At 64.0% G+C, this 23,031-nt stretch carries 19 protein-coding genes; 11 read left to right on the top strand and 8 right to left on the bottom strand.

All coding sequences use genetic code 11. The features are described from left to right. The first annotated feature begins 73 nt into the window (after positions 1-73). The 4 genes from AAG827_RS02560 (at position 74) to AAG827_RS02545 (ending at position 6,820) form a co-directional block, all read left to right on the top strand. Positions 74-910 carry a 3-keto-5-aminohexanoate cleavage protein gene (locus AAG827_RS02560; protein WP_341924228.1) on the top strand — a complete coding sequence of 279 codons (837 nt, stop codon included), beginning with the start codon at positions 74-76 and terminating at the stop codon, positions 908-910. A 219-nt stretch (positions 911-1,129) separates the two neighbouring features. Further along, positions 1,130-1,531, top strand: a complete 402-nt coding sequence (locus AAG827_RS02555; protein WP_341924227.1) for a hypothetical protein — start codon at positions 1,130-1,132, stop codon at positions 1,529-1,531. A 190-nt stretch (positions 1,532-1,721) separates the two neighbouring features. Beyond that, entirely contained in the window at positions 1,722-3,437 is a 1,716-nt protein-coding gene (locus tag AAG827_RS02550; protein WP_341924226.1) for a DUF4012 domain-containing protein, read from the top strand. Between the two features lie 2,345 nt (positions 3,438-5,782). After that, positions 5,783-6,820 (top strand): glycosyltransferase family 4 protein, encoded by a 1,038-nt coding sequence (locus AAG827_RS02545; RefSeq protein ID WP_341924224.1) that lies wholly within the window; start codon positions 5,783-5,785, stop codon positions 6,818-6,820. Positions 6,821-6,854: 34 nt separating this feature from the next. On the opposite strand, the gene AAG827_RS02540 is transcribed toward AAG827_RS02545, so the two are convergent. Beyond that, the gene (locus tag AAG827_RS02540; protein WP_341924223.1) at positions 6,855-7,382 is read right to left on the bottom strand and encodes a hypothetical protein; all 528 of its coding nucleotides are present in this window, start codon (positions 7,380-7,382) and stop codon (positions 6,855-6,857) included. Positions 7,383-7,430: 48 nt separating this feature from the next. Between AAG827_RS02540 and AAG827_RS02535 the strand changes: the two genes are divergently transcribed. From AAG827_RS02535 to AAG827_RS02525, 3 genes are read left to right on the top strand one after another with little or no spacing between them, the layout of a single operon-like run. Further along, on the top strand, positions 7,431-8,696 hold the full coding sequence (locus AAG827_RS02535; protein WP_341924221.1) for a glycosyltransferase: 1,266 nt from the start codon (positions 7,431-7,433) through the stop codon (positions 8,694-8,696). Then, the gene (gene gmd / locus AAG827_RS02530) at positions 8,693-9,736 is read left to right on the top strand and encodes a GDP-mannose 4,6-dehydratase (RefSeq protein WP_341924220.1); all 1,044 of its coding nucleotides are present in this window, start codon (positions 8,693-8,695) and stop codon (positions 9,734-9,736) included. Before AAG827_RS02535 ends, gmd begins: the two co-directional genes overlap by 4 nt. A gap of 17 nt (positions 9,737-9,753) precedes the next feature. Beyond that, the gene (locus AAG827_RS02525; protein ID WP_341924218.1) at positions 9,754-10,701 is read left to right on the top strand and encodes a GDP-L-fucose synthase; all 948 of its coding nucleotides are present in this window, start codon (positions 9,754-9,756) and stop codon (positions 10,699-10,701) included. A gap of 1 nt (position 10,702) precedes the next feature. Here AAG827_RS02525 and manA read toward each other — a convergent pair whose 3' ends face one another. From manA to cysD, 3 genes are all read right to left on the bottom strand, one after another. Further along, the gene (gene manA, locus AAG827_RS02520) at positions 10,703-11,941 is read right to left on the bottom strand and encodes a mannose-6-phosphate isomerase, class I (RefSeq protein ID WP_341924217.1); all 1,239 of its coding nucleotides are present in this window, start codon (positions 11,939-11,941) and stop codon (positions 10,703-10,705) included. A gap of 92 nt (positions 11,942-12,033) precedes the next feature. Next, positions 12,034-13,284 (bottom strand): GTP-binding protein, encoded by a 1,251-nt coding sequence (locus AAG827_RS02515; RefSeq protein ID WP_341924216.1) that lies wholly within the window; start codon positions 13,282-13,284, stop codon positions 12,034-12,036. Beyond that, on the bottom strand, positions 13,284-14,198 hold the full coding sequence (gene cysD / locus AAG827_RS02510; RefSeq protein WP_341924214.1) for a sulfate adenylyltransferase subunit CysD: 915 nt from the start codon (positions 14,196-14,198) through the stop codon (positions 13,284-13,286). Before cysD ends, AAG827_RS02515 begins: the two co-directional genes overlap by 1 nt. A 142-nt stretch (positions 14,199-14,340) precedes the next feature. On the opposite strand from cysD, the gene AAG827_RS02505 reads away from it, so the two are divergent. After that, complete coding sequence (locus tag AAG827_RS02505; protein ID WP_341924212.1) at positions 14,341-15,444, top strand: glycosyltransferase; 1,104 nt, start codon at positions 14,341-14,343, stop codon at positions 15,442-15,444. Between the two features lie 5 nt (positions 15,445-15,449). Here AAG827_RS02505 and AAG827_RS02500 read toward each other — a convergent pair whose 3' ends face one another. The 4 genes from AAG827_RS02500 to cysC all read right to left on the bottom strand — a co-directional run bounded on the left by AAG827_RS02500 (position 15,450) and on the right by cysC (position 20,715). Beyond that, positions 15,450-16,562: a glycosyltransferase family 4 protein gene (locus AAG827_RS02500; protein WP_341924211.1), complete on the bottom strand. Its 1,113-nt coding sequence runs from the start codon at positions 16,560-16,562 to the stop codon at positions 15,450-15,452. A 129-nt stretch (positions 16,563-16,691) separates the two neighbouring features. Then, a complete protein-coding gene (locus AAG827_RS02495) occupies positions 16,692-17,780 on the bottom strand; it encodes a glycosyltransferase (RefSeq protein WP_341924210.1) in 1,089 nt (362 codons plus the stop codon). Positions 17,781-17,887: 107 nt separating this feature from the next. Then, positions 17,888-18,922, bottom strand: a complete 1,035-nt coding sequence (locus AAG827_RS02490; RefSeq protein ID WP_341924209.1) for a sulfite exporter TauE/SafE family protein — start codon at positions 18,920-18,922, stop codon at positions 17,888-17,890. After that, positions 18,910-20,715, bottom strand: coding sequence for an adenylyl-sulfate kinase (gene cysC, locus AAG827_RS02485; RefSeq protein WP_341924208.1), 1,806 nt, complete (start codon positions 20,713-20,715; stop codon positions 18,910-18,912). The genes AAG827_RS02490 and cysC overlap by 13 nt, the downstream gene beginning before the upstream one ends. Positions 20,716-20,757: 42 nt before the next feature. Here cysC and AAG827_RS02480 point away from each other — a divergent pair, with 42 nt between their 5' ends. The 3 genes from AAG827_RS02480 (at position 20,758) to AAG827_RS02470 (ending at position 22,978) form a co-directional block, all read left to right on the top strand. Continuing rightward, entirely contained in the window at positions 20,758-21,717 is a 960-nt protein-coding gene (locus AAG827_RS02480; RefSeq protein ID WP_341924207.1) for an asparaginase, read from the top strand. Positions 21,718-21,875: 158 nt separating this feature from the next. Beyond that, the gene (locus AAG827_RS02475; RefSeq protein WP_341924206.1) at positions 21,876-22,253 is read left to right on the top strand and encodes a helix-turn-helix transcriptional regulator; all 378 of its coding nucleotides are present in this window, start codon (positions 21,876-21,878) and stop codon (positions 22,251-22,253) included. A 53-nt stretch (positions 22,254-22,306) separates the two neighbouring features. After that, positions 22,307-22,978 (top strand): hypothetical protein, encoded by a 672-nt coding sequence (locus AAG827_RS02470; protein ID WP_341924205.1) that lies wholly within the window; start codon positions 22,307-22,309, stop codon positions 22,976-22,978. The last annotated feature ends 53 nt before the right edge of the window (positions 22,979-23,031 follow it).

Here is a 23,031-nt window from a genome sequence, read left to right as displayed (position 1 = left end):
TCGCGATCGAAGATCTTTCGGCCAGACCGCACTAGCGTCGAAGATCGTCCGAGCATCTGGCATCCTGTGACGCATGCCTGCTGTCCCTCCTGACGCCCTGCTGATCACGGTGGCGCCCACGGGCGCCGAGACCTCCAAGGCGGACTGCCCGCAGCTCCCGACCACTCTCGAGGAGCTCGTCACGACGGCCCAGGAGTGCGAGGCGGCTGGTGCGGCGATGATCCACGTGCACGTCCGCGACGCCGAGCACCAGCCAACGCTCGACCTGGCGTTGCTTACGGACACCGTTCAGGCGCTCAAGGAGTCGACCGACCTCGTCGTGCAGCTCTCGACCGGCGGCTCGGTCCACGACCCGCTCGACCAGCGGCTGAAGGTGCTCGACGCCCAGCCCGACTCCTGCAGCCTGACGATGGGCACCACCAACTTTGGTGACGACGTCTTCCTCAATCCGTGGCCGTTTGTCTGCGAGCTCTACCAGCTCAGCCAGGAGCGCCGCATTGTCCCCGAGTTCGAGCTCTTCGACCTCGGCCAGGCGCACGCGTTGGTCCGCCTCATTGAACAATTTGGTCTCCCCTTCGGCGGTCGCGTCCACTGTGACTTCGTCATGGGCGTCCCAGGCGGAATGCCGGGCACCGCCGACGCGCTCGTCGCTGGGCTGTCGTCCCTTCCTCCCGAGGTGACCTCGTGGTCCGCCACCGGCGTCGGTCGCACGACACTCCCCGTGGCGCTGGCCGCGCTCTCCAAGGGCGGCCACCTGCGCGTGGGAATGGAAGACGTCCTGACCATCAGTCGCGGGATCCCCGTGCAGAGCAATGCTCAACTTGTCGAGCGGGCAGCAAGCCTGGGGGAGATGGCGCAGAGGCGGCCGATGACGTCAGACGAGGCCCGGAGGCAGCTCGGACTCTCGTGAGATACGCAAGACACGGCGCAGGCCTCGGAGTGCGCGAAGTCGACTGGCGAGGGACTTAGGTACTAGTACCACGCGCTGCCGAGCGTCCTCGCGTGTCCATCGCGTTAATTGTGGGCACCTCTTTCTGGCGGGATGTTCAACAACTCCTGGATGTGTGATCTGATGGGCTCATCGAGGCGCAGAAGCCACGTCACCCGTTCCGTCATTGGAGGCTCCACAATGAAGAAACTGATCGCGGCCCTGTTTGCTGCTGTGCTCATGTCCCTGGGTCTGGTGGGCTTCTCCACCGGCTCCGCCACGGCTGCTTGCCCGTACACCGGCTGCATCCCGACCTCAACGTCTGCCTCGGGTTCCGTCGACGGCAAGTTCCTCACCGTCACCGCCAACGTGACGACTGCTGGTAATGACCAGCCTCGAGGCACCGTCAAGATCACAGCAGACCGCATCGGCGGCAAGGGCTTCAAGTCTCGTGGGGCGAGCGTGCAGGCGGCCGCGGATGGAGTCAAGTTGAAGTTGCAGCGTGCCGGCACCTGGGAGATCACCGTGACCTACGTCCCCACCGGTAACTCGGTTTACTCGAGCTCCAGCACCTCCTTCACCGTGGTAATTCGTCGGGGCTGAAGACAAGCGCGGAAGGGCCCCACCAGCGTCTGGTGGGGCCCTTTTTGTCGTGCAACGGCGGCTGTGGGACGGGGCTGCGATACGTGAAAGCATCAGCCGTGCGAGGGTTGGATACGCGGCTCGCGTCGCACCGCATGGCCAGCCGCTCGAAACGATGGGATCGACAGTGAATCCGCGCAAACTTGCCGCTGTGAGTGTCACCGCCTTGGTGATTGCCGCGCTGACATGGACTGCCTGGTTGGCATGGGCGACCCAGCGTGACTTGGCTGCCGCGCGCATGAGCATCGAGGAACTGCGCGTGGCTGTTGAGCGCGGTGACATCGACTCCCGCGCACGGTCAGTAGAACGACTCAAGAGGTCGACCGAATCCGCCATGCAACGTACGGATGGGATCTGGTGGGGTGCTCTTACCCATTTTCCATGGATCGGCGACGACGCTGAGGGCGTCCAGGTCCTCAGCGCCTCGCTTTCGTCCCTGTCCTCTGATGCCATCGACCCCTTGGTTGAGGTTGTTGGGGATCTTGACTCAGTGACGATCCAGGGGCGGATCGATGTGCAGCTCGTCCGGTCGCTGGAGCAGCCAGTCGACCGGGCTTTCCAGGGGGTTAGCCGGTCCGCTGACATGGTTGCCGAGTTGGAGAGCAGTGGCTTCATCGGTCCGCTTCGATTGCCGTTCGATGACTACGTGCAGCAGGTCAATGACCTTCAGGATGCTCTAGCTTCGGCCAGGCTCGCCACCTCCTTGGCGCCGGCGATGCTGGGCGAGGACGGGTCCCGCGACTACCTGCTGATCTTCCAGAACAATGCTGAAATTCGAGGCACGGGTGGACTGCCGGGGTCGTGGGCATTGGTGCATGCCGAGAACGGCAAGGTGTCGATTCGGGAACAGGGGTCATCGGGCGACTTTCCCATCCTCGATAGGCCCGTTGCCCCTCTCACCACTGAAGAGGTCGCTGTTTACGGTCAGGAACTTGGACGATTCTGGCAGGATCCAGGCTTCACCCCCGATTTCCCACGGGCTGCGGAGTTGTTCAACGCCTTCTGGATGATCGACAATCCTGGCCGTCCACTCGACGGGATCCTGACTTTGGATCCAGTGGCTTTAGGTTACTTGCTACAAGCAACAGGGCCAGTTGATGCAGCAGGACTGACGGTGACCCCTGACAATGCTTCGCAATTGCTCCTCAACCAGATATATCTGGATAACGAGAACCCGCGTGTTCAGGATCTAGTCTTCCAGGCCGTCGCAAGGGCGATCTTCGACGCGGTCACGACCGACGTTGAATCCCCACTCAACTTGGTCAAAGGCCTCAGTAGAGCGAGTGAGGAAGGTCGATTCCTCGTTGCGCCGTTCCGAGAGGACGAAAGGGCCGCGATTGACGGCACTTCGGTCGAGGGTGCGTTGGCTGAAGATGATGGCAAAACGGTGCACGTTGACATCGGTCTCAATGACGCGACTGGCTCCAAGATGTCGTACTACCTCCGCTATTGGGCGGACGTGAGCTCTCGCGACTGCGTCGACGGCACGCAGCACATGAATGGAAGCCTGACGCTGAATCAAACCATCAGCCCGGCCGAGGCGCAGAAACTTCCCGACTACATCACCGGAGGGGGCGTCTATGGCACTGAGCCCGGGACGCAACTCGTATTCGTACGTATATATGGTCCGTATGGGGGTGAACTCTCAGAGCTACGGATAAATGGCTCGCGCCCAGCCTTCGATGACATTGACAGCCTAGGAGGACGACCAGTCGCTACGCTGCCGATCAGCCTTGCAAATGTTAAGGACACGCTCATTACGTGGAGCATGCGTAGTGGTCCTGGTCAGACGGGGGCCACGGAGATTCGGTTGACCCCAAGCGTCGTTCCCGGAACTCTCAACCGACGAATTGCGTCCTCGTGCTGACTGTTCAGTTTGGCAGTCGCCCGCTCACAGCCTCGCGGCCCATATGAGTGAGGCGATGCAGCCCGCCGCAGCAAAGGGCAGACTACTTATCGTCGAGCTCGACGGGACTGGCCACCGGCTCTACTACGTTCGGCTGCTTGCACAGGAAGCGCTATCTGATGGCTTCGATGTGCACCTCGTGCTCGGGGATGGCGTGGAGATGCGCGCTGGGCTGGAGTTGCATTTGGCAGCGATCTTGCCTCGAATAAGTATCCACTCCGCCAGCGCCTGGCGCGACGTGGAGCGGCTCGCGACCAACCTTAGGGTGTCCATGACAATCGTTCCCGATGCGGATCGATACCTGGTGACTCTACTGAGAAGGCTTGGTTGGCAGGGGCCGGGTCGCCTCAATCTCCTCATTATGAGAGCGACAGTCGAAAGGCGAGGTGGCCGCCGGCCCTGGATGCGTCGTCTGGCAAAGGCCGTCCTCATGCTGGTTACTTCGCTACACCCCCGAATAAGACTACGAGTGCTCAGGAGCGCGCTGTGGTGCGGTAGGTCGCGCTACCAGATCGTCCGTGATCCCGTGGACTTGAGTTGTACGCCCGCTGAGGTTGATAGCCTTCGCCGGACTTGGAATCTAGACTCGGATCGTTACTGGTTCGGACTCCTTGGCGCAATTTCCGAACGGAAGAATGCGCCATTGGTGCTCGATGCCCTGACCCAACTGAGTGACGCGGATGGCAGGCCGATCGGTCTCTTAATAGCTGGCCAATGCTCGCCAAGTGTCCTTGAGTCGCTGCGCCGGCACACGGGGGGCGAAGTCATGCTCCGTCTCGTTGATCGCCTGCTGACGGATGTCGAGATGGACGCGGCCGTCGTCGCAATCGATTGCTTGGTGCTGGCGCATTCCAATGATGGGCCGAGCGGGCTCTTTGGCAAAGCGCTTGGAGCCGGAACGCGAGTCGTTGCCGCAGGATCATCCGCCTTGAAGGCAGACACTTTAGTGGTGGGCGGGGGACACGCAGTGTGGTGCTCACTGAGTGAGTCCGATCTCGCAGGTGCCCTCGGGCAAGCGCTGGACTCGTGCCGACCGGACGCGAAGAAGCTACCGGATGGCACGACCTTTGCGAGGTCTCTACTATCGTGAGCAAACAGGCGACTCGACAACCGCGAGTGGTGCCGCTCGGTAGGCAAGCGTCGGCTCTAACTGTTGGAACGGCGCTAGCCCAGGCGGGCGCAGCGGTCATGTACTTGTTTGCAGCCCGCGACGCTGGGCCGAGCGATTTTGGCGCGACGTTCACGATGATCGCGATCGGAGTAACCGCTGCCGGGGTCCTGGACTTCGGGACGAACTCACTCTGGACACGCGACCTCGCCTCGGGTCGTACGTCCGTTCGAGCAGTGCAATCGGCCATCGCCGGCAAGTTCCTATACTCGACCGCGGCGTTGGTCGGTGCTCTCGCTGTGGCTGCGTCGGCGGGGTATGCGGCGCAGGCGTCGATTGCCGTAGCGATAGGCATCTCGGTTTTGATCGGGCAGGCGCTGACAGTGGGGCTTCGGGCCGCTGCACGTGCGGACCTAGTGGCCCTCGTCATTTTGACGGAACGTGGTCTCGGAGCAGCTGCGATGGCCGCGATGGTCTGCCTGGGTATGTCTTCGCTCACGGCCCTGTGGATCGCTCTGGCTTCGGGTGCTCTTTCGTCAGGCATGGTTGCTTGGGCACTCGCTCCTCAACGGATTGGTCCTGGGACGGTGCCGAGTGCGAGGCCGTGGTCGGGCTCAATGGGCTTCGGCTTCGGAGGTCTGGCCACGAGTCTTCAGTCTGCGGATGTGGCCGTGCTCTCGGCTGCGGGCGGTCCTGCCGCGGCGGGCGCCTTCGGGGCGGTGAGTCGATGGACACAGCCCATGGGCCTGGCGGTCAGTGCCTTCGCGCAGTCGGCAGCGCCGGTGATAGCCGCTGCCAACTCGTGGGAAGCGGCATGGCGTCGTATTCGGCCCTCCCTCTGGTTGCCCGGTCTCGCGATTTTCGGATGTATATTGGTGGCCCTAATTAGTCCGTGGATCGTAGCCACACTACTAGGGGAGGACTACGCAGACTCAGCGCTAGTGTTGACTGTCCTCGCGGTCGGGACCATTCCTGCTTGCTGCAATCAGCCCCTTGCGATATTTCTCCAATTTCGTGGGCGGCAAGGCATTGTCGGGGGAGTGCTTATGGCCGGGACTTGCGCCCAACTAGTGATGGTCGCCCTGCTCGCGCCTCCCTGGGGGGGTGTAGGAGCGGCTGTGGGATTTGCCGTGACACAGTGTTTAATTCTCCTGGCGCTTGTGGTCTTGGTGATTCGGTTGAGGTTTAGGAGAGTTCCATGCGTATAGTTCAGGTGCTGTTGAGCCCGAGAATTGGCGGTGCTGAATCGCTCGCACACCAACTTGACGTTGAGTGGACCAAATGCGGTCACTTTTCCCGAGTCATTTTTCTTGATCCTGACCCTGATGCCGCGTCGCAGTCACCTTGGCAGCGACTGATCAGCCTCCGTCGACGACTGGCGGCTCTGGGCCCGGACGTCGTGCTCTCGCATAGCGCTTTGCCTAACGTCTACTCGCGGCTCGCGATGGTGAGGCGAGTCCCAGTCTGCCCTGTGCTGCACAGCGCCACTGACGATATGCTCGATCGGAAACTGCGGATTTTGGAGCGCATACTTCTGTCACGCACTGCGCAAATCGTCGCTGTGAGTGACGAGCAGGCGCGGGTCTATTCAAGTCACTTTAGGAGGGTTTACGGAAAGGTCGTCGTGATTCCGAATGGCATTCGTGGAGACATTGGATTGGGCCCACCCCCAAAGGATCCGAAAGTTGTCGGAGTCTTGGCTCGGGTTGCTCACCAGAAGCGCCCCTTTTTGTGGCTCCAAGCGGCATGTTCTGTTTCATTGAGGTTCCCAGAAATAGAGTTTCGCTGGTGGGGTCCTCTTGCTGACGAATCGATTGCCCAGCAACTATTTATTGATCCTCCGCAGGGGAGAGATGCGAAGTGCCTTAATGCAGATATGGTAGAAAGCGTATTTCAGGGCCCTGCTGACGATGTTACTGCACGATTGAGCGAAGTAGACGTTTACTTTTCTTCAGCGGAGCGAGAGGCCCTGTCCATATCCTTGATCGAAGCCGCTGGTGCCGGAATACCGATTGTCTGCTCGAAGTCCGTGGCGGACGACCTCCCAAAAGAAATAGTCGCTACAGCCTTCGAGACTAATAACCCGGCCGATGCCGCCCGTGCAGTCGAACACGTCCTGGAAAATTTTCACGAGTTAAGTTTGCTTGCTCGCCAGATGTCCGAAGAGGTGCGCCAGCAATTCTCCATGGAGTTGTGTGCGCGACGCTACCTTGATCTCCTCCATGAAATTGCCTAGTTCTTGGATGAGTGGAACTTGTTCGGCTGTCCATTCACGTCTGACCCGCCAGGACCAATGCGCCCGCAGGGACGTCTCGTGACACGAGGGCTGAGGCGCCGATGGTCGAACCCATGCCGATTGTGACGCCCCTTAACAGGATCGCCCGAGCAGCGATCCACACGGAGTCTTCGATGATGATAGGTCCGTTGTCGAACTCAAAGGTCGGTGACTTTCGGTCGTGGCTTCCGGTGCATATTAGGACCTCTTGTGATATGCAGACGTTGTCGCCAATGAAAATGGGTTCGAGATTGAGTAGCCAAGCTCCTTCGCCTATCCAAGTACTATCCCCGATAGTCAACTTCCACGGCCAATGAACACGAACTCGATGGCGAATGAGAACGCCATCACCGATCTGTGCGCCGAAACTGCGCAAGATGACAAGCCGAAGCCTTGCCGGGCACCACCATCGTACGAACACAGTGCCCGAGACAAGCAACCACAGGACTTGAATGAGCTTGCCGCGACCGATGTTGTAGCCCTGTCCGGTGAAGGACCCCAGATCTCTCAAATTCTCAGTCACGTCTAGGATGATAGGCGCTGAAGAGTTTTCGAGCCTAGAGGTCCTACGATGAATCAAGAACGTGCGCTGAAGATCGCGATTGTAGGGATCAACTTCACCCCTGAGGTGAGTGGGATCGCCCCCTACACTTCAGGCTTGGCCACAGGCATGGCAGATCGCGGTCACCATGTGCGCGTCCTAACAACCTTCCCTCACTATCCGCAGTGGCGCTTCCAGGAAGGGACGCCGCCCCGTCGGTCAATGGAGACAATGTCGGGCGTCGAGGTGGTGCGAGCGCGCCACTACGTCCCGGAAAAGCCAACCGGGATGAGGCGCGCGCTGAGCGAAGTCAGCTTCGGCTCTGCTGTGCCGCCGAGGAGATGGGGTCAGCCCGACGTCCTAGTTTGCGTCAGTCCAGCGCTCCTCAGTTCTGCAATGGCGTTCGCCAGCGCTCGATGGGGACGCGCATCACGCCCGGCCCTGGGGTTGATTATGCAGGACCTGTACTCGGCAGGGGCATCAGAGTCCGACATGGCCGGCGGTGGCGCGGCTCGCATCCTGGCCCGGTTGGAGGCATGGGCTGTCCATCAGGCGGATGGGGTCGTGGTCATTCACGATCGATTCAAGAGTCGCATCGAGCGAGAGTTTAGTGTGCCCGGTGACAAGGTGACTGTCATCAGGAACTGGACGCATCTGCCCGAGGTGCAACCCTTCGACCGCACGTGCTTCCGCACAGGCATGGGGTGGTCTCCAGAGGAGACGGTGGTGCTGCACACCGGAGCCATGGGGGAGAAGCAAGGCCTCTCCAACGTGGTGGCTGCGGCACGGCTCGCCGAGCATGAAGGGTTTCCGCTTCGTTTCGTGCTGGTGGGAGACGGCGGCCAAAGGGTCGCCCTCGAAGCCCAGGCGGGAGACTGCGCGAACATTGAGTTCCTGGAGCCCCTCCCAGGGGATGCGTACGGGATGGCCATGAGGTCGGCTGACATCTTGCTCGTCAACGAACGTCCGGGCCTCGTCGAAATGGCGGTGCCGAGCAAGCTGACGTCCTACTTCAGCTCCGGAGTGCCGGTACTGGCCGCCACGGAGCCGAACAGCACGACCGCCGACGAGTTGGCAGCATCGGGCGCCGGGGTGCGGATCGGTCCAGGAGATCCGCGGGCGCTTGTTACGGAAGCATTGCGCCTCGGCGAAGATCAGGCGTATGCCGCCCTCCTGGGAGTAAAGGGGCCGGAATACTGTGAAAGCATGCTCTCTGGAAAGGCGTCCCTCGACTCATTCGAAGCCTGGGTGCGTCGCCTGAGTGTCGGTCGAAGAACGATGGTGGGAGTCAAATGACCAAGAAGGCCCTGATCACTGGCATCACTGGACAGGACGGGTCTTACCTGGCAGAGCTCCTGCTGGGCAAAGGCTACGAGGTGCATGGCCTGATCCGGCGCGCGTCGACCTTCAATACGGCGCGGATCGATCACCTGTACCAGGATCCACATGATCCGGCAGCGCGGTTGTTCTTGCACTATGGCGATCTCTCAGACGGGGCGCGACTCGTTACGCTCATGCACGAGATTGAGCCCGATGAGGTCTACAACCTGGCCGCACAGTCTCACGTGCGCGTCAGCTTTGACGAGCCCGAACACACCGGAGACACCACGGGCGTGGGTGCGATGCGCTTGCTCGAGGCCGTTCGCATGGCAGGTATCCAGTGCCGCTACTACCAGGCTTCTAGTTCTGAGATGTTCGGTGCTACGCCGCCGCCACAGCATGAGGAGACACCCTTCTACCCGCGCTCTCCCTACGGCGCCGCGAAGGTCTATGCCTATTGGGTGACCCGCAACTACCGCGAGGGCTACGGGATGTTCGCGGTCAACGGCATCCTCTTCAACCATGAGTCTCCTCGACGCGGAGAGACGTTCGTGACACGCAAGGTCACAAGAGCAGTCGCTCGCATCCAGGCCGGCATGGATGACTACGTCTACATGGGCAATCTCGATTCTGTCCGCGACTGGGGGTATGCGCCTGAATATGTCGAGGGCATGTGGCGGATGCTCCAAGCCGATGAGCCTGACGACTTCGTGCTGGCGACCGGTGGCAACTTTACCGTCCGCGACTTCGTCGTGACAGCCTTCGAGCACGCCGGGCTCGACTGGGAGAAGCACGTGAAATTCGACGAGCGCTATCTTCGGCCGACCGAGGTCGACGCCTTGGTCGGCGATGCCGGCAAAGCCGAGCGAATCCTCGGTTGGAAGCCGCAAGTCCAGACCGATGAGCTTGCCCGCATCATGGTGGACGCCGACATCGAGGCACTCAAGCACGAGGGTGCGCACTGGATCGACAGCGTGAACCTTCCCGGATGGCCTGTCATCGGAGGGCCATCGTGACCCAGAGGGCCGGCGTCATGGACGTCACTGCGCCCTTCTACGTCGCTGGTCACCGGGGTTTGGTCGGCGGGGCGATCTGGCGTCGGTTAGGTGAGGCGGGCCATCACAACTTGATCGGCCGGACATCTGGCGAGCTTGATCTGCGTGAGAGAAGCGACGTCTTCGACTTCTTCTCCGACATCAAGCCGCGCTATGTTGTGCTCGCGGCAGCCAAGGTGGGTGGGATCCTCGCCAACAACACGTACCCTGTCGAGTTCCTGTCGGAAAACCTGCGCATTCAGACCAATGTCATGGACGCGGCGCTCGAGCACGGCACCGAGCGCCTCCTGTTCCTGGGCTCCTCGTGCATCTATCCCAAGCTGGCCGAGCAGCCGATCCGCGAGGACTCCCTGCTGACCGGCCATCTTGAGCCGACCAACGATGCCTACGCGATCGCCAAGATAGCCGGAATTCTCGGGGTGCAGGCCGCACGCCGGGAGTATGGCCGACGATGGATATCCGCCATGCCGACAAATCTCTACGGTCCGGGTGACAACTTCTCGCCCACAGGAAGTCACGTGCTTCCTGCGCTCATTCGCCGCTACGACGAGGCTCGCCAGGCGGGAGCCGGTTCGGTGACCAACTGGGGGACTGGATCACCGAAACGCGAGTTCCTCCACGTGGAGGACATGGCTGCCGCATGCCTCCACCTCCTGATGCACTATGACGGGGCCGAGCATGTCAACGTCGGCACAGGTCGTGACGCCACGATCAAGGAGATTGCAGACGTCATCGCTGACGTAGTCGGCTACGACGGCGAGACAGAGTGGGACACCACGAAGCCTGATGGCACTCCGCAGAAGTTGCTCGACGTCTCCAAGCTGCGCGGCCTCGGATGGGAGGCCCAGATCGGACTGCGTGAAGGCATCGCGAGCACCGTGGACTGGTATCGCGAGCACGTGGGCGACCTGCGCGAGGCGGGCTGACTCAGAGGGGGACACTTCCGACGGCGATCTTCCCGGCCCCCGCAGCCGTCAGCTCTCCGTCACTGTGCGGCACGAACAGCGCCTGCCCGCGAAGCAGAGTTGCTCGCTGTTCCGACGTGGCGATGGTTGTCTGTCCCTCCAGCGCGAGGATCAGGCGGGGGCCTGCATGCGGCAGATCGAGGTAAGCGGGCAGACCGACCCGCAGGTTGAACTCGTCCACCGGTGGCTCGAGGAGGACGGAGCCGCCGACGGATGCGGTGGGGTCCCAGCGAGGGCCAGGGATCGGATTGAAGCTGGAGACGTGCAGCAGCTCGGCGACGTCTGTGTGCTTGGTGGTCAGTCCAGCTCTCAGGACGTTGTCGGACGACGCCATGATCTCGAGCCCGAGCCCGGACGTGTAGGCGTGGATCACCCCCGCGTTGAGATACATCGCCTCCCCTGGTGCGAGCACTACATGGTTGAGGAGAAGAGTGACCAGCACCCCAGGGTCTGACGGATAGCGCTCCACTAGACCAGGGATCAGGGAGAAGACACGAATAGCCTCACGCTCAATGCTGCCGGCTCGTGTTGCGTTGCGCGGGTGCGCTGCCACGGCTTCTGAGTGATGACCTCGCGCCTCAGCCGCGACCGCGGCGACGGCCACGCTTTGAAGTAGTGACACCAACGATTCTCCCCGCATGGCGAGGATGTCGGAAACCAGGGTGCGCAGCGTCTGGAACGGGCTACCGCCTTGCAGTCGAGCAGCGACCTCATCGCTCCAGGGAAGCTGAAGCTGCCGGAGGAGGTGCGACGTCATGGCCACGTCCCGGAAGCCGGCCATGCCCTCGAAGCGGGTCAGTGCGTAGACCATCTCGGGTTTGTGCCAGCGGTCTCGGTAGTTGCGTGAACCATCGTCGTGCGCCACGCCAGCTGCTTCCTCCTGGGCGAAGCCAATCTCGGCGCGCGCGCTGCTCGGATGCACCTGAAGTGAGAGCGGCTCGGCGGCAGCCAGGACCTTCATCAGGAAGGGGAGCCGGTCGCCGAACATCTCACGAACTCTGGCGCCCAGCATGCCATCGGGATCAGCTGTGATGGCCTCGTTGAGGGCGGTGCCATCAGGCAGGTGCGACGGATCGCCGTCATGGGCTCCCATCCAGAGCTCCGCGGCTGGCTGACCCGTGGGCTCCAGACCGAGGAACTTGGGGATGTGTGCGGGTGAGCCCCACGCATATTCGCGGATGGGGTTCGTCAGCAGATACACAGAGGCTCCTCGAAAGCCGGCAGGGACTGCCCGCAGGAAGACAGCGAGGGTGAGACGGCCGTCGCCACCTCACCCTCGTCCATTGGTCTCTATCAGCTCGAGCTGTTGATCATCCCCGCGCCGACGGTGATGCCGGTGGCCTCGTCGATCAGGATGAAGGAACCGGTGGTGCGGTTCTTGGAGTAGGGGTCGCACAGCAGTGGCACTGTGGTGCGGAGCTGCACGCGACCGATCTCGTTGAGGCCGATCTCCTTGGTCTCCTGGTCACGGTGCAGGGTGTTGATGTCCAGGCGGTACTGAATGTCCTTGACCAGGGCGCGGGCCGTGCGGGTGGTGTGCTTGATGGCAAGCTTCTGGCGCGGCTTGAGTGGCTCGTTGGTCATCCAGCAGATCATCGCGTCGATGTCCTGGCTCGGCTTGGGAGCGTTGGCAGGGCGGGCGATCATGTCGCCTCGGGAGACGTCGACGTCGTCCTCGAGGCGCACGGTCACCGACATCGGCGGGAAGGCCTCGGAGATCTCCTGGTCGAAGAGGTCGATGCCGGCGATCTTGGACGTCATGCCGCTGGGCAGGACGACGACCTCGTCTCCGGGCTTGAGGACGCCACCGGCGACCATGCCGCCGTAGCCGCGGTAGTCGTGGTGCTCGTCGGACTTCGGCCTCACGACGTACTGCACGGGGAAGCGGACGTCGACCAGGTCGCGGTCGGAGGCGACGTGGATGTGCTCGAGGTGGTGCATGAGCGTGGGACCGGAATACCAGTCCATGTTCTCCGAGCGGTTGACCACGTTGTCGCCCGCGAGCGCCGAGATCGGGATGACCTCGAGGTCGGGGATGTTGAGCTTGGTGGCGAACGCGCGGAACTCGGCGTGGATCCTGTCGTAGACCTCCTGGGAGAAGTCGACGAGGTCCATCTTGTTGACCGCGAGCACGAGGTGGGGCACCCGCAGCAGCGACAGGATGACCGCGTGGCGACGCGACTGCTCGGTGAGTCCCTGGCGGGCGTCGACGAGGACGAGGCCGAGGTCGGCGGTGGAGGCGCCGGTGACCATGTTGCGCGTGTACTGCACGTGACCGGGGGTGTCGGCGATGATGAATTTGCGGGCCGGGGTCGCGAAGTAGCGGTAGGCGACATCGATGGTGATGCCCTGCTCACGCTCGGAGCGCAGACCGTCGGTCAGCAGCGCGAGGTCGGTGTAGTCGTAGCCCTTGGAGGCGCTGGTGGCCTCGACGGCCTCGAGCTGGTCCTCGAAGATCGACTTGGAGTCGAGCAGCAGTCGCCCGATGAGCGTGGACTTGCCGTCGTCGACGGAGCCGGCGGTGGCGAAACGGAGAAGATCCATCAGAAGTAGCCTTCCTTCTTGCGGTCCTCCATGGCTGCTTCGGAGAATCGGTCGTCGCCACGGGTGGCGCCTCGTTCGGTGACGCGGGCGATGGCGACCTCGTCGATGATCTCGGGGATGGTGCTGGCGGTGCTCTCGACGCACCCGGTGAGCGTCAGGTCGCCGACCGTGCGGAAGCGGACGGTGCGCTCCTCGACGGTCTCGCCGGCCTTGGTCGGGTTGAAGTCGCTCTCGCTCAGCAGCATGCCGTCACGCTCGAAGACGCGGCGCTGGTGGGAGAAGTAGATGGAGGGGATCTCGATGCCCTCGCGGCCGAGGTAGTCCCAGATGTCCAGCTCGGTCCAGTTGGAGATCGGGAAGATGCGCATGTGCTCGCCGGCGTGGAGGCGCCCGTTGTAGAGGCTCCACAGCTCGGGGCGCTGCATCTTGGGGTCCCACTGACCGAACTCGTCGCGGTGGGAGTAGACGCGCTCCTTGGCGCGGGCCTTCTCCTCGTCGCGGCGACCGCCACCGAAGGCGGCGGTGAAGCCGCCCTCCTCGAGGGCGTTGAGCAGGGTGCCGGTCTGCATGCGGTTGCGGCTGGTCTTGCCGTCGTCGATGACGACGCCGTTGGCGATCGCCTCCTCGACGCTGGCGATGATCAGGCGCACGCCGGTGCGGTCGACCCAGTTGTCGCGGCAGGAGAGGACCTCGGGGAAGTCGTAACCGGTGTCGACCTGGAGGACGGGGAACGGGATCTTGGCGGGATAGAACGCCTTCTCCGCAAGGCGGAGCATCACGATGGAGTCCTTGCCGCCGGAGAACATCAGGACGGGCTTCTCGAACTCGGCGGCGACCTCACGGATGATGTGGATCGACTCCGCCTCCAGCTGGTCGAGCTGGCTCAGCTGGTAGTCGGCATGCGTTTGCGTCATGGGGTTACAGGGACCTCTCGGTGGACAGCAGCCCACATCGTAGCCATCGTGGCCGGTTTCGACCGAACCCGTCCGACTATGTCGAGTAACAGAGTCTGCTCGGATGGCATATGTCTGGAGCGCGCCCTGCGATGATGGAGCCGTGAAGATCGTGCAGGTGCTCACCTACGTGAGTGTTGACAACGCATATGGGGGACCGGTCGCCGTTGCCAAGGTTCAGTGCCGCGTGCTAGCTCAGATGGGACATGAGGTCCATCTGCTCGCAGGCTGGGACGGCCGCGCGGTCTTGGAGATCCCGGGGGTGCGCGTGCACCTCCATCGCGTCACTGCGCTGCCGAGGCTCGGGTTCGCCGGAATGCTTTCCCTCGGGTTGTGGCGGACCTTGCTGAGAGAGGCGCGTGGCGCCGACGTGGTCCACTTCCACTTCGCGCGCGATCTGGTTCAGGTGGTGGGGGCTGCGCTGATGCGGTCAGGGCGGCACTCAGTTCTGCAGGCCCACGGCATGGTGCGGCCCGACTCTCGTCTTCTTGCCAGGGCTCTCGACTGCCTAGTCGTCCGTCGAATCTATCGAAACGCGCTCTGTCATCTCGCTCTGACTGAGGAAGAGGTCATGGATGCGCACCGTTTGGCCCGGCAGTCCGTTGATGTGGTCCGTGTCCGCAATGCCGTGCCGATGCCGGAGGGCTTCGCAGCTTGGGACGGCGAGACGCTGCCGGTCGTTGTCTTCTCAGCGCGACTGCACGCGCGCAAGCGTCCCGTTGAGTTCGTTCAGATGGCGGCCGTGTTACTCAAGGAGGGGAGGCGCGCACAGTTCAGACTTTTCGGCCCGGATGCGGGCGAGCTGACGGCTGTGAAGGCCGAGATCGACAGGCTCGGCGTAGGCGAACATGTCTCCTATGTAAGAGCCTTGCAGCCGGGGGAGGTCTCCACGATGCTGCTGGCAGCACATGTATATGTCTTGCCCAGTGTTGCGGAGCCGTTCCCCATGTCGCTGCTGGAGGCCTTGGCTGCTGGCCTACCTTCGGTGATCACGGACAAGACAGGCCTCTCGGAGGAGCTGTCGCGACGAGGGTCAGCGGTAGTCACGGACGGCTCAGTCGCGGAGATGGCGTCAGCGGTCGGGGAACTGATCTCCCACCGGGAAGCGTGGTCCATCGCCGCCGCTGCGGCGCGTAGCGATGCTGCGGCTTACTTCAGCCCAGAAGCTCTGGGTGTGGCCCTTCAAGGCGTGTACGCCGAACTGTGACCGGTTCAGTCCACAATGTCGACAGACGGACTAATGGCATCGAATGCTTTCCGGAACACTGCCGCCATGGCCGCCGGCGTGTGCTCGAGAATCTCGGGTTCGGGGACGTGCCCTTGCCAGTTCTCCGTGCTGGCCTGCATGCGCTCCAGGATCGACGAAGCGCCGCTCTCGCAGACGAACACGCCGCGCATCTCCTGCACCGAGTGCGCGACACCGCAATGGCGTGAGACCACAACGTGCAGTCCCGCCGCCAGTGCTTCATTGACGACGAGCCCCCACACCTCCTCGGTCGATGGAAGCACCAGCGTGTCGTGCCGAGCCAGGAGGGAGGGGACCGTCGCGCTGTCGACAGGCCCGAGAAAGGTCACTTTCTGGTTGCCTGGGAGGCCCGCGGCCAAGAGTTCGAGACCCAACCGATCCGGTCCACTTCCTACGATAGTCAAAGTGGCTTCGGAGTCGGGTAGCTCGCTGAACGCACGCAGAAGCGATGCGACATTCTTCCTCGCTACAAGCTGGCCGAGGAACAGGAATCGATGCGGCGCGGGCTTTCGAGTGTCGAGACCCGACCGCATGGCTGCGGCATTGTCATGGATCGTAGTCACGTCGACAGCGTTGAACCCGGTGTAGATGTTCGGTGACGGCACACCCATCGCCGTCAACGCGGTGGAGGCATCAAGTCCTGGAGTGACGACCGAGTCGAGAGCGCGGAAGAACAGTTCCCGCATCCTCGCAATGGGTCCTCTAGTAAAGTTCTGGGTCGCCAACGTCGATTCATAGAAACCAACCGTCGGCTTGTGAGCCCGACGCGCTGCCCAGAGGAACTGCCAGTAGACCGGGGCTTCCCAGCCCCCGAGCACGACTATGTCGGCCCCATCTACTAGTTCCGACACTCCTGCCGCGAGCGGCAAGTGGTGGTTGCCGGACCAAGCCGGCGCCCGCACCCGCAGAGGGGTCGTTCGGTAGACTGTGCTCCCCAGATCGAACCAGTCCTCGCCCCTTCCCAGCGCATCCGGCGCATCGCGATGTGATGTCAGGCGAACGTCGAGGTCGTGGTCCGTCGCCAGGGCTTCCCACACGGGCTTGCGATATGGCGCGGCCAGGTTGGTGATCCAGAGCAAGCGTCTCGATGCTGCCACAGCGCTCCTCCCACGTTCGCCCACGGCTCCACCTTCAGTTGACTCTCGACCATGAGTCAATCACGCGGTACCCGCTTCTCCAGGTGGCACGCACTACATCTCACCGAGGAACTAGGCGAGCATCCTCAGAATGCCTGTTTCGAAGTTGCCTACGAACGCCGCGATCGATGGGGGAGTGCTCATTGGTCCTTCAGGCGGGGCGAATGAGGAGAGGAAATCCGCGATTGCACGGTCGTCGTCTGGGGCCTCGAAGACATCTCTTCCGAAGACGAGGTACTCGTACTCCGGCGCGTGGAGGCTGTATCCGATGACCGTGATGAGCGGAGTCTGAAGCGCCAGTGCGTCAACAGCCACCAATCCAACTCGACCGAGGTTTAGGAACGCGAGACTGGTCCTCGCCATCAGGGCTTTCTCAGCATCCCCCACGTAACCCAAGCGGATTACCTGCCCACGCTGCTCGGCGTCCGCGAGGAGATGTGCTTGTGCGCCGTTTCCCGCCACCAGGAACTTGATGTCACGGCGGTGTGACAGCAGGTCAAGGACTTTGGCCAGGCGAGGCACCTCCTTGTCGGCGTCGAGACCCCCTAGGACTGAAAAGACCTTTGCATTCTCGAGATTGTGCATCGACCGGAACGCCTGGATGGCTAGGGTCTCGGTCTCCTCCGCGGTCCTGGTGAGGACTTCGGTGTCGATGGTGTTATTCAAGACCGAGATACGCGCTGGTGAGACGCCTTGCCGAAGCGCGAATGTCGCGCCACGTTGTGAGTAGGCAAAAACGTGGTCCGCGCGCTTGAGGTGACGACGCTCGAGGGCGACGTCCACCTTGTTGGCAGGCTTGACGAAGTTGTCGATGTGCCCCCACAGGCCAATTCGCGCGCTGCGGCGCCGTTGATGCGTGAATGCCAGATGCGTGTCGAGCACGGTCGCGCTTGCAGGAACGATGATGGCGTCGGCGGCAGATAGCCAAGGTCGCGACCCCAAGTAGGACACCTTGAGATCGATGCCGGGTGCCCACCTGCGACTTGTGTCGAGCCAGGGGTGATCCACCTCGTCATCTCCGCGAAGCGCCTGCATGCCGCTGGCGGGCGGGGCGACTACACGCAAGGTCACGTTGTGCTTCTGCAGGCCCGCCGATAGCAAGTCAAAGAGTGCAACGCGATACCTCGGGAGGTACGGCTGAACAACTACAAGGCGCTGCATCTAGTCTCCGAACTGCGATGGCCGCCGCAATCGCTCTTTCAGCGTAGTGGGAGCTGCAATCGCGGTCGAATTCCGCTTCGTGATCCCAGGGCGCTGCGGCGATCCGCCTATGGGCGACTTGGGTCGTCTGCCTCGCCCTTCTCGAGTGCTTGCGTGGGAGGGCGGGGCGGCATAAATCGACTACCTTCGAGCTGTGCGACTGTCGGTGCACCGAACATGGGGAGTCCTTGCTCCTTACGGAGCACACCCCACACGAGCGGCACCAGGACGATCATGGCGAGTCCGATGCCGGCGATCAAGATGGGGTGGGTCTCCTCGACGCCGAGCGGCGCCCAGCCGGCCTTGTCGAGCAGCGCGACGCCGGACATGGTGAGGACTACGACGATGCCGCGCCGGATGAAGGACTGCGGCACGCGCGGGGCCAGCTTGCTGCCCAGGAGGGTGCCGGGGACGGACCCGAGGACGAGCGGGATCAGGATGCCCCAGTCGAGGCCGTTGAGGACGATGTTGGAGATCGCCGCAGCCAGCACGAGCGGGACGGCCTGGACCAGGTCGGTGCCGACCAGCTTCACCGCGGAGAGCCCGGGGTAGAGCATCAGCAGCGCCACCATGATGACCGAGCCGGAGCCGACGCTGGTGATGCCGACGAGCAGGCCGCCCAGGGCGCCCACCAGGAGCGTGGGGAGCGGACGGATGCGAGGGTTGGGGTCCTCGGCTTGGGCGCCGGAGCGGACGCGCCGGAGGTTGATGTAGAGCCGCAGGGCGTAGGTGGTCGCCGCGAGCAGCAGGGCGAAGCCGATCGCCATCTTGAGGACGTAGTCGAGCTGGTCCTCGTCGGTGGTGAAGCCGGCGACGAGGTGCGGGCCGAGGAGCGCCATGGGGACAGACCCGATCACCAGCCACTTGGCCAGGTCGAAGTTGGGAGACCCCTCACGGGAGTGGACGATCGCGCCACCGGTCTTGTAGACGGCCGCGGCCGTGAGGTCGGCGGTCACGACCGTGGCTGCATCACCGACGCCGAGGAAGATCAGCGCCGGGGTCATCAGGGCGCCGCCGCCCATGCCGGTCAGCCCGACGACGACGCCGACGATGAAGCCGGCGGCGAGGATCGAGAAGAAGGCGGTGGTGATCAGGTCTTCCATGGGGTGATCCTCTCGGATGCGGCCAACGCCGGCACGACGACGCGCAGCAGGGACTCGATGTGCTGCCCGCAGGCCTCGGCAGCCTCGCGGCCGCGGCCGTAGGGGTCGCCGACGTCGTGGCGTTGCTCGGCGGTGCCGCGACGCTCGGCGACGGCGGCGAGGAGCTCACGACCGGTGAGGTCGAGGTTGCCGACCGCCTCGGCGAACTGGCCGAGGGTGAAGACCTTGCGGAAGGCGCGGGGGTGGTCGTCGAGGATGAAGGTGCGGTGCGAGGTCTCGGCGGTCAGGACCAGGTCCGCGTCGTCGATGAGCTCCTGCGTCAGCCGACGGCTCAAGAAGCCCTCGCTGCTGATCTCGCGCGCGCCGAGCGTCGTCGCCATCGCGGCGTCCATGGCGTGGTCGCGGAAGCCGTGGGTTCCGGCGCTGGCGAACTCGACGCCGCTGTCGTGGCCGGCGAGCGTGCGGGCGGTGAGTTCCATGTAGGGGGAGCGGCAGATGTTGGCGGTGCAGACGAAGAGGACCTTGATGGGCTCGTCCATCTCTGGTGGGTTAGAGGCTCGCTGCGCTCGCACCTCAACCACCGGGTCCGTGAGGTCGAGGTAGCCGGCGTCGCGGAGGGCGAGGATGACGTCGTCGAGGGCGTCGTCGATGGTGCGGCCGGTGGTGTCGACGCGGACGTCGGCGTCCTGGGGCTCCTCGTAGGGGGAGGAGATGCCGGTGAACTCGGGGATCTCGCCGGCGCGGGCCTTGGCGTAGAGGCCCTTGCGGTCGCGGCGCTCGCACTCCTCGAGCGGAGTGGCGACGTGGATCAGGAAGAACGCGCCGCCGGCCTCGTCGACCATCTGGCGCACCTGCTGGCGGGTCTCGTCGAAGGGGGCGATCGGGCTGCAGACGGCGAGCCCGCCGTGGCGGGAGATCTCGGCGGCGACCCAGCCGATGCGGCGGATGTTGGTCTCGCGATCGGCCTTCGAAAAGGAGAGGCCGGCCGACAGGTTCCGTCGTACGACGTCGCCGTCGAGGCTGGTGAGCGACCGGCGCCCCTGCTCGAGGACCTTGTCCATCAGGGCGCGGGCCAACGTCGACTTGCCGCTGCCCGAGAGGCCGGTGAAGAACACGACGAGCCCCTGATCCGCCGGGTCGGGAAGGTCTGTCGACACGATGGCAGCGACGGTAGGGGAGAGCTCGCCGTCGTCCTCGGTGAGGCCTCGGACGGCGTCGGGTCCTGCGTAGTTTGCGACGACCTGGGCCCCCAGCTCGTGGTCCACTAACACGTCGTCGTGTGATGCCAGCGGGACCGCGACGACCGCGGCATCGACGTCCTCGACAGCTGCGAGCGTCGCACGGATCAGCGCCACCGGGGAGAGGTCGGGGGTGCCGTGGCCGACCAGGACCACGAGGACGGCCGGGCCGAGTGTGCGCAGCCACTCGACCTGGGTCTGACTCAGTGGTCCTGCGACGGGGACGAACGTGCGGCCGGCGTAACGATCGCGGACGTCGGTGGGGGAGAGGTAATAGCGCCGGAAGGGACCGTACTGGGCGTCCGTGAGGGGCGAGACGGTCCATGAGCCCGCAGCCATCGTGACCCGAGCCAGGGGCAGCCCCTCGGGGTCCACCAGTTCGAGAGCGCCCGCTTCACTGGCGGCGGCATGCACGTCGACGGGCAACGAGAGGGTGATCGGGCTGCCCGGCTCGTTGAAGCCTGAGATCGGCGTCAGGGCGCCGCTGACGAGCAGCTCCAAGTCGTCGAGCTCGCGGGGCGAGGGGCAGTGCTGAGGGGCGGGAGGGTGCGGCACGGGTGTCATCCTCTCACCGGGCGGTTGGCTAGCCTCGCCTGCATGTCAGCACCTGGAGTCATCGCAGAGATCATCCGGTCGGGCTTCGTTGAGGGACATCATTACGGCTCCGTGGTCGCCCTGGATGCTGAAGGTAATGTCGAGTGGAGCCTCGGTGCCGTCGAGGAGCCGATGCTCCCGCGCTCATGCAACAAGCCTCTCCAGGCCCTGGCCATGGTCAGGCTCGGCCTGGACCTGCCCGACGACCTGCTCGCGCTGGTGTGCGCCTCGCATTCCGGGGAGCACTTCCACATCGACGGTGCCCTGCGGATCCTCGCGACGGCCGGGCTCGACGAGTCGTTGCTCCAGACGCCCGCGGACTATCCGCTGGACGACGACGCTCGGGTGAAGCTGATCCGGGCGGGTGGGGACAAGACGCCGATCGCGATGAACTGCTCGGGCAAGCACAGCGGGATGCTCGTGACCTGTGCGATCAACGGGTGGGACCTCGCGACCTACCTAGACCCCGACCACCCGCTGCAGCGGGCCACGGTCGAGACGTTTGCCGAGCTGACCGGTGAGCCGGTGACGACGATCGCCGTCGACGGGTGTGGCGCGCCGCTGCTGTCGACGTCCCTGGTGGGGCTGGCTCGGGCCTTCCGGTCCCTGGCGGTCGCCACGGACGGGCCGGAGGCCCGCATCGCGAACGCGATCCGTCGGCATCCCGAGTTCGTCTCCGGGACCCGACGCGACGAGCGCGCGCTGCTGACCGCAATGCCCAGCTCGATCGGCAAGGCCGGCGCGGAGTCCTGCTACGTCGTGGCGCTGCCCGATGGGCGGGCGTTCGCCCTCAAGACCGACGACGGTGCCCCCCGCGTGCGGCCGGTGCTGATGGCGGCTGCTCTGCGCAAGAGCGGTGTCGACCTCGAGGACTGGGTCGACGGGGATGCTGTGCGTGCGACCGGGGTGCTGACGCTGTTCGGTGGGGGCGTGCCGGTCGGGGAGATCCGGGCGACGTTCTAGGTCGTGGTCTCGACGGGCGCTCGTCGCTGGTGCTCCTCGCTGCTCGACCGACGGAGGGTCTGGTTTCGAGGCTCGCTCCGCTCGCACCTCAACCACCGTGGGCGAGGTCACGCTGCCTGAGTTTGCATTTTGCTAACTGGAGTTAGCACTATGGAGGCATGGCGAAGAGCAAGGTCGGTAGTGCGGTCGAGTCCCTCGGCGACTACCTCAAGGAGCAGCGGGTCGCATCGCGACTGTCGCTGCGTCAGCTCGCGGAGCAGGCCGGGGTCTCCAACCCCTACCTGAGCCAGATCGAGCGTGGCCTGCGCAAGCCCTCCGCCGAGGTGCTCCAGCAGATCGCGAAGGCCCTGCGGATCTCCGCGGAGCAGCTCTACATCCGCGCCGGCATCCTCAGCCCCGAGGACGGCGTCGGCGGCTCCGTCGAGCTCGCCATCCTCAACGACCCGGGCCTCACCGAGCGGCAGAAGCAGTCGCTGCTCGACGTCTACTCGTCGTTCCTCGCGCTCAACGGTGCGCAGCCAGCGGACGACGACTGACCGGCACGACCCGCCTCACCCACCCAGCACCACCAACACAAGGAGACATCGACATGGCCAAGGCCAAGTTCGACATCAAGTCCATTGAGCTTCCCCCCGTCGCGGCCAAGCCGCTCTACGCCGGTGTCGGCGTCACCGACCTCGCGGTCGAGGTCGTCCGTGACTACGTCGCCGACGTCCAGCTGAAGCTCGCCGGTGCCCAGAAGACCGTCACCGACTTCGAGTTCCAGCCCAAGGCGCTGCGCAACCAGGCCGTGACCGTCGTCAACGCCCGCGTCGAGGCGCTCTCCAAGGACGCCAAGGCCCGTCGCGCCGCCGTCGAGGCCCGCGTCGCCGAGCTCCAGGCCGAGGCCCTCGCGATCCCGACCAAGGTCCAGGCCACGGTCACCGAGAACGTCGCGACCGTCACCGACACCTACGCCGACCTGGCCAAGCGCGGCGAGGCGCTCGTGACCCGCGTGCGCAAGCAGGAGTCGACCAAGGCCACCAAGACCGCGGCGAAGACCACCACGGCCAAGGCCAAGACGACCACCACGCAGGCCAAGAAGGCGACCAGCACCACCGCCAAGAAGACGACGACGGCCGCGAAGAAGACCGCCACCGCCGCCAAGAAGTCGGCCGCTCCGGCCACGAGCAGCGCCAAGGCGACCACCACCGCCGCCAAGAAGACCGCCACCAAGGCCGCCGAGGCGACCACCGAGGCCGCGGCCAAGGTCGGCGACTGAAGAGAACCTGACGACGGACAGCTCGCGCTGTTCTGACGTCACGCGAGGCCCCC

The organism is Nocardioides psychrotolerans (assembly GCF_943371775.1).
Taxonomy (GTDB): Bacteria; Actinomycetota; Actinomycetes; order Propionibacteriales; family Nocardioidaceae; genus Nocardioides; species Nocardioides psychrotolerans_A.
This window is presented reverse-complemented; position numbering and strand designations above follow the sequence as displayed.

Bases quoted from the DNA above. Each gene is read 5' to 3' on its own strand.
- AAG827_RS02560 (WP_341924228.1), top strand. From the start codon at position 74: ATGCCTGCTGTCCCTCCTGACGCCCTGCTGATCACGGTGGCGCCCACG.
- AAG827_RS02555 (WP_341924227.1), top strand. From the start codon at position 1,130: ATGAAGAAACTGATCGCGGCCCTGTTTGCTGCTGTGCTCATGTCCCTG.
- AAG827_RS02545 (WP_341924224.1), top strand. From the start codon at position 5,783: ATGCGTATAGTTCAGGTGCTGTTGAGCCCGAGAATTGGCGGTGCTGAA.
- AAG827_RS02535 (WP_341924221.1), top strand. From the start codon at position 7,431: ATGAATCAAGAACGTGCGCTGAAGATCGCGATTGTAGGGATCAACTTC.
- gmd (WP_341924220.1), top strand. From the start codon at position 8,693: ATGACCAAGAAGGCCCTGATCACTGGCATCACTGGACAGGACGGGTCT.
- AAG827_RS02525 (WP_341924218.1), top strand. From the start codon at position 9,754: ATGGACGTCACTGCGCCCTTCTACGTCGCTGGTCACCGGGGTTTGGTC.
- AAG827_RS02515 (WP_341924216.1), bottom strand. From the start codon at position 13,284: ATGGATCTTCTCCGTTTCGCCACCGCCGGCTCCGTCGACGACGGCAAG.
- cysD (WP_341924214.1), bottom strand. From the start codon at position 14,198: ATGACGCAAACGCATGCCGACTACCAGCTGAGCCAGCTCGACCAGCTG.
- AAG827_RS02495 (WP_341924210.1), bottom strand. From the start codon at position 17,780: ATGCAGCGCCTTGTAGTTGTTCAGCCGTACCTCCCGAGGTATCGCGTT.
- AAG827_RS02490 (WP_341924209.1), bottom strand. From the start codon at position 18,922: ATGGAAGACCTGATCACCACCGCCTTCTTCTCGATCCTCGCCGCCGGC.
- AAG827_RS02480 (WP_341924207.1), top strand. From the start codon at position 20,758: ATGTCAGCACCTGGAGTCATCGCAGAGATCATCCGGTCGGGCTTCGTT.
- AAG827_RS02475 (WP_341924206.1), top strand. From the start codon at position 21,876: ATGGCGAAGAGCAAGGTCGGTAGTGCGGTCGAGTCCCTCGGCGACTAC.
- AAG827_RS02470 (WP_341924205.1), top strand. From the start codon at position 22,307: ATGGCCAAGGCCAAGTTCGACATCAAGTCCATTGAGCTTCCCCCCGTC.